We start from the raw sequence: 14,247 nt of genomic DNA, 5'->3' as shown, positions 1-14,247 counted from the left end.
GGGCACCGTCAGGCGCTCAAGAAGTCTTCGGGGGGATCCGGCTCGCTGCCCGTGGCTGCGGGGGCCGGAGACATGTCCAACGACCGCCGCCCCGGGATCATTCCGGGGGCGCCGGGGGACGCTGCTGCGGTCGTTCACCAGGTATAACGCCCCCGCCCCGCCACCGATTCCGCCACCCGGGTGTCCCCCACCACCCCGAAACCAGACACCCACCCCACCCGACACCCCGGCTCACCCTCCCGTGACCCGGAAGCGTCGATCATGAGGTTGACGGCACCTCGTGTCCGGTTTGTCACCGCCAATCTCATGATCGTGTGGGAGGTCGGGTCGCCGACGGCAGGGCTCGCCGGAGATCTTGGTACGGAGCGGCCCCTACAAGGGCTGTCATGTCCCGGGACATGTGTCAACGGGAAGTCCCGATAGATGTGTCAGGGGTTGTGGATCGTGGGGGTGGGGGTGAGGGGGATGTAGTTCTTGTCGGGGTTGAGGTGGAGGTAGCCGATGGGTTGGCCGTCGGGGTGGTAGATGGTGACGTGGTTGTTGTCGCGGATGGCGGTGACGGTGGTGCCGGCGTGGGTGGTGCCGACGCTGGTGCGGTGTCCGGCGACGGCGATGGCGCCGTTGCTGGCGACGGGGCAGTGGTGCAGGGTGGCGTCGGTTTGCAGGGGTGGGCTGGTGGGTCCGCCTAGGGTGGGTGCGTGGGTCCAGGCGTGGGCGGGTGTGGTGCGGTGGGGTAGGGCGCTGTGGCGGCGTTGGGTGTTGTAGTAGCGGCGGTAGGTGTCCAGGAGTGTTTGCAGGGCGGTGAGGGTCTGTGGTGGGGGTTGGGTGCTCAGCCATTTTTTGAGGGTTTGGTGGTGGCGTTCGACCTTGCCGCAGGTTTGTGGGTGGTAGGGGCTGGAGTTGATCGGGCGGGTGCCGTGGTCGATCAGGGTCTGCACGAAGGTGGAGATTGATCCGGGTCGGGTGCGGCGGCTGGTGAACGCGATGCCGTTGTCGCTGAGCACGATGGCCGGCACGCCGTAGGCGGTGAACGCCTGTCTGATCGCGGTGATCGCGGCTCGGGCGGTCTCCGCGGCGGCGGCGTGGCAGGCGACCAGGGTGCGGGTGCAGTCGTCCAGGACGTCGAAGACGACGACAGTGCGGCCGTCGGCGAGTTTCACTTCGGTGGCGTCGATCTGATAGCAGTCGCGGGGCCGGGCATAGCTGAAACGCCGCCACGAGCTACGCGGTCGTTTAGCCGGAGTAGCCACGAGCAGGTCATGCCGGGCCAGCACCCGGTTGACCGTCGAGCGTGACGGCACCGACCAGGACGCGTCGGTGCGCCGGCGCACATCGTCCAACGCGTCTCGGATGAAGTCAGCCCCGTTGTCCGGGCCCAGTTCAGCGCGCAGTTTGCAGATCCACGCGTCCACCTCCGGCGGCGTGACCCGCGGACTGGTACGCGGCCGCCGGGATCGTTCCTGCCACTGACCCTCGGCCCGGATACGTGCGCGGTGCCGGTACACCGTGCGCACCGACACCCCGTGCTCACGCGCGAACTCGGCCGCGTTCACCCGAACCCCCGCCGCCAGCAGCGCGTCCAGCAGGTTCATCACATGCCGCCGAGAAGCCATGCCCGGCAGCACATACCACCCGACCCAAGATCCCTACCACGTGACACATGTATCGGGACTTCAACGCTGACAGATGTCATGGGACTGAACAGCCCCTACAAGGGCGGGAACGTACCAAGATCTCCGGCGTGCGCCGCTACCTCAGGAGATCTTGGAAGGAAATGGCTCTCATAGGGGCCCAAATCTTCCAAGATCTCCGGCGGAGTGCCGCGCGAGACGAACGAGCCGCGCAATACGACGGGCGATCACGATCGGCGGGGACGGGGTGTGAGGGCGGGAAAGGTCGGCGTCGTGGCGGGACGATCACCGTCGGGGCGTACCGCCTAGGGTGGTCTGCGTGGCGACCCTTCTGCTTCTGCGACACGGCCGGACCACCGCGAACGCCGACGGCGGCCTGGCCGGGCGGCAACCGGTCGAGCTGGACGACACCGGCCGGGCGCAGGCGACGGCGGTGGGCGCACGCCTCGCCGGGCTGCCGCTCGCGGCGGTGGTGACCAGCCCGCTGATCCGCTGCCGGCAGACCCTGGAACTGGCGCTGCCGCACGCCGAACCGGTGGTCGACGACGGGCTGATCGAGTGCGGGTACGGCGACTGGGAGGGGCAGTCGCTGAAGAAGCTGGCGAAGGAGCCGCTCTGGCCGGTGGTGCAGCAGCACCCGAGCGCCGCCGCGTTCCCGCAGGGGGAGTCGATGGCGGCGATGTCCGCGCGCGCGGTGGCGGCGGTACGGGCGTGGGACGCGCGGGTCACCGCCGAGCACGGACCGGAGGCGGTCTGGCTCGCGTGCAGCCACGGTGATGTGATCAAGGCGATCGTGGCGGACGCGCTCGGCGTACACCTTGATCTTTTTCAGCGGATCGTGGCCGACCCGGCGTCGGTGACCGCGATCCGCTACACGCCGCTGCGGCCGTTCCTGGTCCGGCTCAACGACACCGGCGGCGACCTGTCGGCGCTGGTCCCGCCGCCGCGCAAGCGGCGCCGGCGCGCGGCGCGGCCGGCCGAGTCGGACGCGGCGGTCGGCGGGGGCGCGGGCGCGGCCGGATAGCCGGCCCGGCGCGGCGCGTTCGCTCTGGGCGGATTCGGCGTCGGTGGGCTGCGCGGCACTTCCACGCGCCGGATAGGGTCGTGGGTATGACGCACCAGGTGCACGCCTTCGAGCCGCCGGAGCGGTTCGTCGCCGGTACGGTCGGCCCGCCGGGGGAGCGCACGTTCTTCCTCCAGGCGCGCGGCGGCGGCCGGCTGGTCAGCGTGTCGCTGGAGAAGGTCCAGGTGTCGTTGCTCGCCGAGAAGCTCGAGGAGCTGCTCGCCGAGGCGCAGCGCCGCTTCGGCGTGCAGCTGCCGGAGGCCGCGCCGCCGACGGGCGGCGACAACGAGCCGCTCGACACCCCGGTGGACGAGGAGTTCCGCGTCGGCACGCTGGGCCTGGCCTTCGACGTGGACACCGCGACAGTGGTGATCGAGGCGATCGCCGTGGGCGAGGCGGAGGTCGAGGTCGAGCTGGGCGACGCGGACGACGACGCCGACGAGGAACCGGACGAGCCGGACGACGACCTCGACCGGCTCCGGGTCCGGCTGACCCCGGAGGCGACCCGCGAGTTCATCGAGCGGGCCAAGCGCGTCGTCAACGCCGGCCGTCCCCCCTGCCCGTTGTGCGGGCAGCCGCTGGACCCGGCCGGTCACCTCTGCCCTCGGAACAACGGCTATCACCGGTGACGTCGTCGGAACTGCAGCCCAGACAGGACGGCGCCGAGGCGCTGCGGCTGCTCGCCGACGGTGAGCTGACCCTGGAGGGGCGGCTTGTCGACGCCTCCAACGCCACGCTGCGCGCCGTCGTCGCGCTCGGCGACGTCACCGCCCACTGTGTCTACAAGCCGGTACGCGGTGAGCGCCCGCTGTGGGACTTCCCGGACGGCACGCTCGCCGGCCGCGAGGTGGCCGCCTACCTGGTGTCCCGGGCCACCGGCTGGGACCTGGTGCCCCCCACGGTGTTGCGGGACGGCCCGTTCGGTCCCGGCTCGTGCCAGCTCTGGATCGACGAGCCGGACGACGCCGAGCCGCTCGTCGGGTTCGTGCCGGCGCGGGAGATCCCGCCGCGCTGGTTCCCGGTGGCCGCGGCCCGCGACGACGACGGCGCCGCGTACGCGCTGGCGCACGCCGACGACCCCCGCCTGGCCCGGCTCGCCGTGCTCGACGCGGTGATCAACAACGCCGACCGCAAGGGCGGTCACGTGCTCGTCGGCCCGGACGACCGGATCTACGGCGTCGACCACGGCGTGAGCTTCCACGTCGAGGAGAAGCTGCGTACGGTGCTGTGGGGCTGGGCCGGCCGCGAGCTGCCGCCGGACGCGGTGGAGATGCTCGACGGCCTGGCCGGTCAGCTTCGCGGCCCGCTCGGTGAGGAACTCGCCGAGCACCTGACGATCGGCGAGACGGCGGCGCTGGCGGCCCGCGTCGAGCGGCTGCGCGGGACCGGCCGGTTCCCGCTGCCCCCCGAGGAGTGGCCGGCGATGCCCTGGCCGCCGATGTGAGCCGCTGTCGCGTTGATCACCCGTAGGGCGGCACCTGAGCGTCTGACGGATCGTTAGGCTGGCGGTCATGGAGTCTTGGGCGGGACACGAGGTGCCGCGGCTGCCCGGCGAGGGCGTGCCGCTGCGGTTGTACGACTCGGCGCGGCAGGGCGCCCATCCCAGCCGGCCCGAGGGCGCGGCCTCGATGTATGTCTGCGGCATCACCCCGTACGACGCCACGCACCTGGGGCACGCCGCCACCATGATCGCGTTCGATCTGGTGCAGCGGATGTGGCGCGACGCCGGCCTCGACGTGCGGTACGTGCAGAACGTCACCGACATCGACGACCCGCTGCTGGAACGCGCCGAGCGCGACGGCGAGGACTGGAAGGTCCTGGCCATGCGGGAGACCGCGCTGTTCCGCGAGGACATGGAGGCGCTGCGGATGATCCCGCCGGCGCACTACGTCGGCGCTGTCGAGTCGATCCCGGAGATCGCCGAGAAGGTGCTGGTGCTGCTCAAGGACGGTGCCGCGTACCGGCTCGACGACGGCACCGGCGACGTCTACTTCGACATCTCCGCCGCCCCGCGCTTCGGCTACGAGTCGAACCTGTCCCGCGAGGAGATGCTCGAACTGTTCGCCGAGCGCGGCGGCGACCCGGAGCGCGCCGGCAAGCGCGACCCGCTCGACCCGCTGCTGTGGCGCGGCGCCCGCGAGGGCGAGCCGTCCTGGCCCGGCGGCGAACTGGGCGCGGGCCGCCCCGGCTGGCACATCGAGTGCACGGTCATCGCGTTGAACCTGCTCGGCGACCGGATCGACGTGCAGGGCGGCGGCAACGACCTGATCTTCCCGCACCACGAATGCTCCGCCGCGCACGCCGAGCGGCTCACCGGCGAGGCGCCGTTCGCCGACCACTACGTACACGCCGGCATGATCGGCCTGGACGGCGAGAAGATGTCGAAGTCCCAGGGCAACCTGGTCTTCGTGTCCCGGCTGCGGGCCGACAAGGTCGACCCGATGGCGGTGCGGCTGGCGCTGATGAGCGGCCACTACCGCACCGACCGCTCCTGGACCGACGATCTGCTCACCGAGGCGCGGGAGCGGCTGGGCCGCTGGCGGCGGGCCGCCGCCGCGCCGGCCGGGCCGTCGGGGGCGGCGTTGCTGGCCGAGGTACGCGAGCGCCTGGCCGACGATCTGGACACGCCGGGCGCTCTGGCGGCGGCTGACCGTTGGGCCGACGGAGCGTTGAACGGCGTCACGGACGACCCGGAAGCCCCGGCGCTGTTCACCGACACGGTCGACGCGCTCCTGGGCATCGCCCTGTAGCCGTTCCACCCGGCCGCCCGCGCACCCGTCCCTCGCTCACCCGTCCCCGCCCCCGCGCCGCGCCTCGTCCTCGCGCCGCTCCCGCCTCGCCTCGCTCCCGCCTCGCCTCGCCGATCTTGCACTTGCGGCCCGCGTTTTCGCCGTTTCGCCCCAGTTCGCGGGGTCCGAAACCGCAAGATCGCGTCGCTCGGCGGGCGGGTGGAACGTGACGGGTGTCTCGAGGGCGGTTTGACACCCACGGTGTTCCACCCGGCACGACGCGACCCGGGGGGCTCCGCCCGGGCGTGGCCGTTCCGGGAGCATGTGTGCGCCGGCCCCGCCGGCACGCCTCGGCGATCTTGCACTCGCGGCCCCTGGAGCGTCGGAAATGCGCCGTCTGCCGGGGCGGAAAGTGCAAGATCGCCGGGGCGGGGGCAAAGCGGTCAGCCCAGGACCAGTCCGGGGTCGGGGTCCTGGTCGGGAGCCGGGGCGGGGATCCTGTACTCCTCGGTGAGCGTGGTCATCGGGCCGGGCCAGGTCGCCTGCGCGACCTCGATCGGCTTGCGCCGCTCGTCGTACGCCACGTGCAGCAGGTGCAGCACCGGCGTGTCCGGGCGGATCTGGAGGATCTCCGCCTCCTCCCGGCTGGGCTGGCGCGCGCTGATCGTGTCGGTGGCGGTGACGTACCGCCGGCCGGTGACCTCCTCGGCCTCCTGGTAGAGCGGGCGGCCGAACGCCTCGGCCCGCTCCAGTGACGTGCCGGCGGTGTCGGCGGGCAGGAACCAGGACGCGCCGACCTCGACCGGGGAGTCGTCGGTGCGTACCAGGTGCCGGCGGCAGAGCAGTTCGGTGCCGTCGGCGACGCCGAACGCGTCGGCCACCTCGGCCGGGGCGGGGGAGCGGCCGACCGAGACGAGTTGCTGGCGGTACCGGGCGGCCAGGTCGGTGTGGTAGCCGCGAAAGCCGCCGTACCGGCCCCGGGACAGGCGGTTGAGGCGGCGCCGGGTGCCCCGGACGTACGTACCGGAGCCGGGTTTGGTGATCAGGATGCCCTCGACCCGCAGCTGGTCGACGGCGCGCTGCACGGTCTGCTTCGCCACGCCGAACATCTCGGCGATGGCCGGGATGGACGGCAGCCGCTCGCCGGGACCCCAGTCGCCGCGGCGCACCTGGGCCTTGAGCTGCGCGGCGATCTGCCGGTGCGGGAACTCGGCCGCGCCGGGGTTGATCTGCATCCGGGCCTCCTCAGAACAGCTAGGTTCCTAGGATGCCCTAGAGGGTGTGACCGCGCCACCCCGGACACGCAGAAGCCGGGCCCCGGCAGGGGGACCCGGCTTCGACGGGAAACGGCTACCAGGAACCCGCTGTCGGCCCGGCAGAACCGCCGCGGCGACGCAGGTACTTCTCGAACTCCTGGGCGATCTCGTCCCCGGTCAACGGGGTGATGCCGGCGTCGCCGACCCGTTCCTCCAGCTCACGCACGTACTCGCCGAGTTCCGCGTCCTGCTCGGCGGCGCTGCGCACCCGCTGCTCCCACTCGGCGGCCTCCTCGGCCAGGTCGGCCATCGGCACCGGCAGGTCGAGCACCTCCTCGACCCGGTGCAGCAGCGCCAGCGTGGCCTTCGGGCAGGGCGGGTTGTTGGCGTAGTGCGGCACGTGCACCCAGAACGACACCGCGTCGACCTCGGCGCGGGTACAGGCGTCGTGCAGCACGCCGACGATGCCGGTCGGCCCGTCGTACCGGGTGGGGGTGAGCTGGTAGCGCTTGGCGGCGTCGGCGTCCGACGCGCTGCCGCTGATCGGCAGCGGCCGGGTGTACGGCACGTCGGCCAGCAGCGCGCCGAGCAGCACCACCCGCTCGACCTCCAGGCTGTGGCAGATCTCCAGCACCTGCTCGCAGAACGTCCGCCAGCGCATGCTCGGCTCGATGCCCCGGATCAGCACCACGTCCCGTTCGGTGCCCTCCGGGCTGGCCACCATGAACCGCGTGGTGGGCCACTCGACGCGCCGGGTCTCCCCGTCGGCCATGGTGATCGTCGGACGGCTGACCTGGAAGTCGTAGAAGTCCTCCGGGTCCAGCTCCGTCACCTGCCGGGCCTGCCAGACCTGCTCCAGGTGTTCCACGGCGGCGGTGGAGGCGTCGGCGGCGTCGTTCCAGCCCTCGAAGGCCGCGATGGCGACCGGCGAGCGCAGTACCGGCAGCCCGTCGAACTCGGTCACGCCGTCACCTCACCCTGCTCGTCGGGCGCGGCGTCGCCCCGTCGCACTGTCGCACCCCTGTTGTCCTTCACGTCCGCCAGCCTACGTGCCGCCGACGGGGCCGGCCCGTCGGCCGCGCCGGTCGCCGAGGGTGACCACCCGGGCGAACCGGCGCAAAGGCGTACGCCGGTCGGCCGGGCAGTATGTGGGAAGGCCCGGTTCGGGTGAGTCTGGCGTACTCGGGCGCACTAACCTGGGCCATGTGCCTATTTCGTTGCGTGACCTGCTGGCCGATCGGATCCTGATCGCGGACGGCGCGATGGGGACGATGCTCCAGGCCGCCGATCTCACCCTTGACGACTTCGACGGCCTCGAAGGCTGCAACGAGATCCTCAACGTGACCCGGCCGGACGTGGTCCGCGGGGTGCACGACGCCTATCTGGCCGCCGGCGCGGACTGCGTGGAGACCAACACGTTCGGCGCGAACCTGCCCAACCTCGCCGAGTACGGCATCCCCGGCCGCATCCGGGAGCTGTCCGAGGCGGGCGCGCGGATCGCGCGGGAGGCCGCCGACGAGTACGCGACGCCGGAGCACCCCCGGTTCGTGCTCGGCTCGATGGGTCCGGGCACCAAGCTGCCCACGCTCGGGCACGCGAGCTACGCCTCGCTGCGCGACGCGTACCAGGAGAACGCCGCCGGCCTGATCGCCGGCGGGGCGGACGCGCTGATCATCGAGACCTGCCAGGACCTGCTCCAGGTCAAGGCGGCGGTGGTCGGGTCGAAGCGGGCCCGCGCCGAGGCGGGCCGGGACGTGCCGATCATCTGTCAGGTGGCGGTGGAGACCACCGGCACGATGCTGCTGGGCAGCGAGATCGGCGCGGCGCTGACCGCGATCGAGCCGCTCGGCGTCGACCTGATCGGGCTCAACTGCTCGACCGGCCCGGCGGAGATGGGCGAGCACCTGCGCTACCTGGCGCAGCACTCGCGTATCCCGATCTCGGTGATGCCGAACGCGGGCCTGCCGGTGCTCACGGCCGACGGGGCGTACTTCCCGCTCAGCCCGGACGAGCTGGCCGACGCGCTGGAGCGGTTCGTCACCGACTACGGCGTGGGCCTGATCGGCGGCTGCTGCGGCACCACCCCGGAGCACATCCGGGTGCTGGTGGAGCGCCTCGGCGGGCGGGCGCCGGTGGCGCGGGAGCCGAAACCGGAGGCCGGCGTCTCCTCGATCTACCACCACGTGCCGTTCGCCCAGGACGCCAGCATCCTGATGGTGGGGGAGCGGACCAACGCCAACGGCTCGAAGGCGTTCCGCGAGTCCATGCTCGCCGGGGACTGGCAGGCCTGCGTGGAGGTCGCCCGCAGCCAGGCCCGGGACGGCTCGCACCTGCTCGACCTCTGCGTCGACTACGTGGGCCGCGACGGCACGCAGGACATGCGGGAGCTGGCCGGCCGGTTCGCCACCGCGTCGACGCTGCCGATCGTGCTGGACTCCACCGAACCGGCGGTGATCGAGGCCGGCCTGGAGATGCTCGGCGGCCGGTGCGTGGTCAACTCGGTCAACTTCGAGGACGGCGACGGCCCCGACTCCCGCTACGCGCGGGTCATGCCGGTGGTCAAGGAGCACGGCGCCGCCGTCGTGGCGCTGCTCATCGACGAGGAGGGCCAGGCCCGCACCCGCGAGTGGAAGGTACGGGTGGCCTCCCGGCTGATCGACGACCTGACCGGCCGGTGGGGGATGCGCCGGGAGGACATCCTCATCGACGCGCTGACGTTCCCGATCGCCACCGGGCAGGAGGAGACCCGCCGCGACGGCATCGAGACGATCGAGGCGATCCGGGAGATCGCGGCCCGTTATCCGGGCGTCAACTTCACCGCCGGCATCTCCAACGTCTCGTTCGGCCTCAACCCGGCGGCCCGGCAGGTGCTCAACTCGGTGTTCCTGCACGAGTGCGCGCAGGCCGGGCTGACCTCGGCGATCGTGCACGCCAGCAAGATCCTGCCGATGTCGCGGATCCCGGACGAGCAGCGCGAGGTGGCGCTCGACCTGGTGTACGACCGGCGCCGCGAGGGCTACGACCCGGTGCAGCGGTTCATCGAGGCGTTCGAGGGCGTGGACGCGGCGTCGGCGCGCGCCACCCGGGCCGAGGAACTGGCCGCGCTGCCGCTGGACGAGCGGCTCAAGCGGCGGATCATCGACGGTGAGCGCAACGGCCTGGAGGCCGACCTGGACACGGCGATGGCGCAGGGGCGTACGCCGCTGTCCATCATCAACGACCTGCTGCTGGACGGCATGAAGGTGGTCGGCGAGCTGTTCGGCTCCGGCCAGATGCAGTTGCCGTTCGTGCTCCAGTCCGCCGAGGTGATGAAGACCGCGGTGGCGTACCTGGAGCCGCACATGGAGAAGACCGATGACGACGGCAAGGGCCGGATCGTGCTCGCCACCGTCAAGGGCGACGTGCACGACATCGGCAAGAACCTGGTCGACATCATCCTGTCCAACAACGGCTACGACGTGGTCAACATCGGCATCAAGCAGCCGATCAACGCGATCCTCGACGCGGCCGAGGAACACCGCGCCGACGCGATCGGCATGTCCGGCCTGCTGGTCAAGAGCACCGTCATCATGAAGGAGAACCTGGCCGAGATGGCCTCCCGCGGCGTGGCCGAGCGCTGGCCGGTGCTGCTCGGCGGTGCGGCGCTGACCCGCGCGTACGTGGAGGACGACCTGCGCTCGATCTACCCGGGTCAGGTGCACTACGCCCGCGACGCGTTCGAAGGGCTGTCCCTGATGGACCGCGTGATGGCGGCCAAGCGCGGCGGCGCGCCGGTGATCGACCCGGAGCGCGAGGCGGCGCTGGCGGCCCGCCGGGAACGCCGCGAGCGGCAGCGGGCGCAGGTGCGCGAGGCACTGCCCGAACTGGACGACGCCTCGGTGCGCTCCGACGTGGCGGTGGACGTGGCGGTGCCGAAGCCGCCGTTCTTCGGCACCCGCGTGGTCAAGGGCGTGCCGCTGGCCGACTACGCGGCGCTGCTGGACGAGCGGGCCACGTTCCTGGGCCAGTGGGGACTGCGCGGCGCACGCGGCGGCAAGGGCCCGTCGTACGAGGAACTGGTCGAGACCGAGGGCCGGCCCCGGCTGCGGTACTGGCTGGACCGCCTGATCTCCGACCAGGTGCTGGAGGCGGCCGTGGTGTACGGCTACTTCCCGGCGTACTCCGAGGGCAACGACCTGGTGGTGTTGGACGAGAACGGGCACAGCGAGCGGGCCCGGTTCTCCTTCCCCCGGCAGCGGCAGGAGCGGCGGCTGTGCCTGGCCGACTTCTTCCGGCCCAAGGGCGACCAGCTCGACGTGGTGGCGTTGCAGCTGGTCACCGTGGGGCAGCCGATCAGCGAGTACACGGCGAAGATGTTCGCCGGCAACGAGTACCGCGACTACCTGGAGGTGCACGGCCTGTCGGTGCAGCTCACCGAGGCCCTCGCGGAGTACTGGCACCGGCGGATCCGCGCCGAGCTGGTGCTGCCCGGCGGCGGCACCGTGGCCGACGACGACCCAGCCGACCTGGCGGGTCTGCTGCGCACCGACTACCGGGGCTGCCGGTACGCGTTCGGCTACCCGGCCTGCCCGGACCTGGAGGACCGGGCGAAGATCGTGGAGCTGCTGGGCGCGGAGCGGATCGGGGTGCAGTTGTCCGAGGAGTTCCAGTTGGTGCCGGAACAGGCCACCGACGCGATCGTGGTGCACCACCCGGAGGCGAACTACTTCAACGCCAAGTGATCGCCGTAGGCGCTCTGACCTCCGGTGGAGCGCCTACGGCAAGCTCCAGCCGTTAGAGGTGGACCAACGGTGCCGAACCGTGACCATGCAGCCTCGAACCGGCGGAACAACGCCGCCCTTACTCATGTGGTCGGTGTGCCGTCACGTGTCGTAGAGGCCGTCCCACGGCTCGTGGAACCCTAGGCGATCCGGATACAGCTCGACCCAGTCGACGTGGCTGCCGTCGCCCGCCCGGTCGCCGGACTCGTCGACCAGACCGAACACGACGCCGTCCTGACGGGTCTGGAACAGTTGTACGGCGATGTCGCCGTACGACCTGCCGGGCAGGCTCGCGAGCAGCCCGTCGAGTGCCTCGCTCAGCGCGCCTCGATCCGGAACCCGCGTGATGGTCGAGCTCCGGTACGTCCCGTGGTGGTCGAAGAGGTGCACGTACGCGTGGTGGTCCCACGCCGAGGCGAGGAACAGCCCTTCGTCGTAGCGGCCGATCGTGTCCGTCCGGTGGCCGGGCTCGTGCGCGATGGGAATCAGCCGGGGTACGGGCACCCGGTCACCGTAGCGGACGAGCGCGGGGCGCCCGCCGCGACGGCGGACGCCCCGAAGCGTCGACGTGCCGGTCAGCCGATCAGCGTGACCGAGTAGTCGTACGTCGTCCCGGTCACCGAGTACGTGGCGGTCTGCCCGTTCTCGCAGTACGACACGAAGCTGCTCGGGGTCCGCGTCGCGCCGGCCACCGCGTCGACCACCGGGCGGACGTCGGCGCCGACCGGCAGCGCGGTGGTGGTGAGATCGATCGTCCGCGACTGGTTGATCGGGTAGTTGTCGGTGTTCGCCGTCTCCAGGCCGTTGCTCGCCTGAACGCTGAAGGACATCACGAAGGCGGCGTTGTTCACCACGGCGATGCGCTGAACGCAGGGTTCGGCCTGCGCGCTGGCCGCGGAGGCCCCAGCCAGTGTCGATGCACCGGCGGCGAGCGTCCCGGCGAGTGCGGCTCCGACGAGCCTGGCGCGGAAGGTCATGGTGTCACCTCTCGGTCGAACGTGGCGCCGGGCGCCGACTGGCGGTGCCCGGCGTTCGGTCCATATCGGAGTGCCCGCACGTCTTCGATCGAACCCTGCGAATCGAGAATGTTTTGTGGCCCGGCCCACTCACCGGGAGCGGAGTGTCAGTCGGTCCTCGCGCCCAGGCTTCGCGTCAGGGCGGGGATCATCACCGCCGCCGCGAGCAGGTGCAGAGCGACCAGCGTGACGCTCGTCGTGGCGGCGGCCCCGACGAGGAACGGCGGCGCCAGCGACAGCGCGGTCAGCGCCACCGCCGTCCACACGAACCGCGACGCGGGACGCGCGCTGAACCGCAGCAGTACGGCGGCGATGACGACCCCGACGAGCGAGAAGAAGCCGGTCACCACGGTGAATCCGCCGAGCGGGATGGCCTCGTCACCGCCGTCCGGGATCGCGAAGTCGACGCCGGCGGCCCGCGCGAGCGCCGCGCCGAGCGTGGTTGCAGTCATCGCGACGAGTGTGGCGACGACGCCGGTGACGGCGAGCCGCCGGAAGCTGTGCGAACGGCGAGAGCCCACGCCGGTGTCGGTGCTGCTGATCATGTCGCTCCTCCAGAAGTCGGGGGTCAGGATCCGCACCGTCGCGGTACGGCGGCCGGGGTTGCGCAGCGCGCGTACTCCGGTGTCGCGCAGCCAGAAACCGGCGTCGCGGCGCAGGACCGGCCCGGGCGCGCCGTCGCGCAGCTCCAGCTGCACCCGTCCGCGCGTGACCACGCCGTACGCGTGCTGCCACTGGGCTGCGACCACCGCGACGCGCGCGCCGCCGGGCAGCGCGAGCGTCCGCACCGGCACTACGGGGTACGGTCGGCCGGCAGGCGCTCGGGCAGCCCGAGGCGCGGGAACTGGTCGGCGTGGAACGTGACGATCTCGGTGATCGCCCCGCCGGTGACGCGCAGGGCGTCGACGGTGAGCGGCAGGTACGCGCCGTCGCTCTCCTGCCACAGGTAGAACGCGACGGCGGGCTGCCGGTTCACGGCGGTGGGCACGGCCCGCATGCTGCCCAGGCTCTCGAAGCCGTCCGCGACCCAGTCGGCGACCACCGCGTCCCGGCCGATCTGCAGCCCCGGGGTGGGAGGCATCGAGCAGCGCACGTCGTCGCGCAGCATGGCGGCGAGAGCGGCGACGTCCTTGGCGACGGCGGCGTCGGTGAAGCGGCGTACCAGCTCGCGGGTCCGGGTGTCCGCCTCGTCGCCGGTCCAGTCCTGCCGCTGCGCGGGCAGGTGTTCCCGCATGCCGGCGCGGGCGCGCTGCAACGCGCTGTTCACCGAGTTGACCGAGTCGCCGAGCAGCTCCGCGACGTCCTTGGCCGGCCAGCCGAGCACGTCGCGCAGGATCAGCACGGCACGCGGGCGTGGCGCGAGGTGCTGCACCGCGACCAGGTACGCCAGCTCGATCGTCTCCCGCGCCACCGCGACGGCTTCCGGCTCGTCCGCGCCGGTCGCGGGCAGCTCGTCGAGCAGCCGGTCCGGGTAGGGCTGCAGCCACCGCACCTCGCCGCCGGTCGCCGGCTCGGGACGGCACTTGGCCAGCAGGTCCAGGCAGGCGTTCGTGGCGATGCGGTACAGCCAGGCCCGGAACGTGGAGCGGCCGGCGAACGTCTCGCGCCGCCGCCAGGCGCGCAGGAACGTCTCCTGGACGGTGTCCTCGGCGTCCTCGAACGATCCGAGCATCCGGTAGCAGTGCACGTGCAGCTCCCGCCGGTGCCGCTGCGCCAGCCCGGCGAACGCCGGCTCGTCGACCTCACCCAGATCGCGTACGCCCAGCTCCGCCCGCCGTGGCTCCGCACCCAT

General features: G+C 72.0%; 12 protein-coding genes. 5 read left to right on the top strand and 7 right to left on the bottom strand.

The genetic code is table 11. The annotated features are described in order from the left end of the window. Positions 1–428 precede the first annotated feature (428 nt). Positions 429–1,613 carry a DDE-type integrase/transposase/recombinase gene (locus O7542_RS11535; RefSeq protein WP_083297081.1) on the bottom strand — a complete coding sequence of 395 codons (1,185 nt, stop codon included), beginning with the start codon at positions 1,611–1,613 and terminating at the stop codon, positions 429–431. Between the two features lie 328 nt (positions 1,614–1,941). Between O7542_RS11535 and O7542_RS11530 the strand changes: the two genes are divergently transcribed. From O7542_RS11530 to mshC, 4 genes are all read left to right on the top strand, one after another. Continuing rightward, entirely contained in the window at positions 1,942–2,655 is a 714-nt protein-coding gene (locus tag O7542_RS11530; protein WP_069089805.1) for a histidine phosphatase family protein, read from the top strand. Positions 2,656–2,741: 86 nt separating this feature from the next. Further along, a complete protein-coding gene (locus tag O7542_RS11525; protein WP_043324423.1) occupies positions 2,742–3,323 on the top strand; it encodes a DUF3090 domain-containing protein in 582 nt (193 codons plus the stop codon). Then, positions 3,320–4,138 carry an SCO1664 family protein gene (locus O7542_RS11520; RefSeq protein WP_043324421.1) on the top strand — a complete coding sequence of 273 codons (819 nt, stop codon included), beginning with the start codon at positions 3,320–3,322 and terminating at the stop codon, positions 4,136–4,138. Before O7542_RS11525 ends, O7542_RS11520 begins: the two co-directional genes overlap by 4 nt. Positions 4,139–4,205: 67 nt before the next feature. Beyond that, complete coding sequence (gene mshC / locus O7542_RS11515; protein ID WP_113973719.1) at positions 4,206–5,444, top strand: cysteine--1-D-myo-inosityl 2-amino-2-deoxy-alpha-D-glucopyranoside ligase; 1,239 nt, start codon at positions 4,206–4,208, stop codon at positions 5,442–5,444. Positions 5,445–5,866: 422 nt separating this feature from the next. On the opposite strand, the gene O7542_RS11510 is transcribed toward mshC, so the two are convergent. Together O7542_RS11510 and O7542_RS11505 are read right to left on the bottom strand one after the other, a co-directional pair. After that, the gene (locus O7542_RS11510; RefSeq protein WP_064446114.1) at positions 5,867–6,658 is read right to left on the bottom strand and encodes a GntR family transcriptional regulator; all 792 of its coding nucleotides are present in this window, start codon (positions 6,656–6,658) and stop codon (positions 5,867–5,869) included. Between the two features lie 115 nt (positions 6,659–6,773). Next, positions 6,774–7,643, bottom strand: a complete 870-nt coding sequence (locus tag O7542_RS11505; RefSeq protein ID WP_030504102.1) for a PAC2 family protein — start codon at positions 7,641–7,643, stop codon at positions 6,774–6,776. Between the two features lie 241 nt (positions 7,644–7,884). On the opposite strand from O7542_RS11505, the gene metH reads away from it, so the two are divergent. Further along, positions 7,885–11,400 (top strand): methionine synthase, encoded by a 3,516-nt coding sequence (metH, locus tag O7542_RS11500; RefSeq protein ID WP_174535564.1) that lies wholly within the window; start codon positions 7,885–7,887, stop codon positions 11,398–11,400. A gap of 141 nt (positions 11,401–11,541) precedes the next feature. Here the strand turns inward: metH and O7542_RS11495 are convergent, their stop codons facing one another. The 4 genes from O7542_RS11495 to O7542_RS11480 all read right to left on the bottom strand — a co-directional run bounded on the left by O7542_RS11495 (position 11,542) and on the right by O7542_RS11480 (position 14,247). Beyond that, the gene (locus O7542_RS11495; protein WP_064446112.1) at positions 11,542–11,943 is read right to left on the bottom strand and encodes a hypothetical protein; all 402 of its coding nucleotides are present in this window, start codon (positions 11,941–11,943) and stop codon (positions 11,542–11,544) included. A gap of 71 nt (positions 11,944–12,014) precedes the next feature. Continuing rightward, positions 12,015–12,416, bottom strand: a complete 402-nt coding sequence (locus O7542_RS11490; RefSeq protein WP_166456056.1) for a hypothetical protein — start codon at positions 12,414–12,416, stop codon at positions 12,015–12,017. 146 nt (positions 12,417–12,562) lie between these two features. Further along, positions 12,563–13,243: a DUF6069 family protein gene (locus tag O7542_RS11485; protein WP_281606201.1), complete on the bottom strand. Its 681-nt coding sequence runs from the start codon at positions 13,241–13,243 to the stop codon at positions 12,563–12,565. Positions 13,244–13,248: 5 nt separating this feature from the next. Further along, positions 13,249–14,247, bottom strand: coding sequence for an RNA polymerase subunit sigma-70 (locus O7542_RS11480; protein ID WP_281606200.1), 999 nt, complete (start codon positions 14,245–14,247; stop codon positions 13,249–13,251).

It is taken from the genome of Micromonospora sp. WMMC264, assembly GCF_027497275.1.
Taxonomy (GTDB): Bacteria; Actinomycetota; Actinomycetes; order Mycobacteriales; family Micromonosporaceae; genus Micromonospora; species Micromonospora chalcea.
Note: the sequence above shows the minus strand (reverse complement) of the source record. Positions and strands in the feature narration are given on the sequence as shown.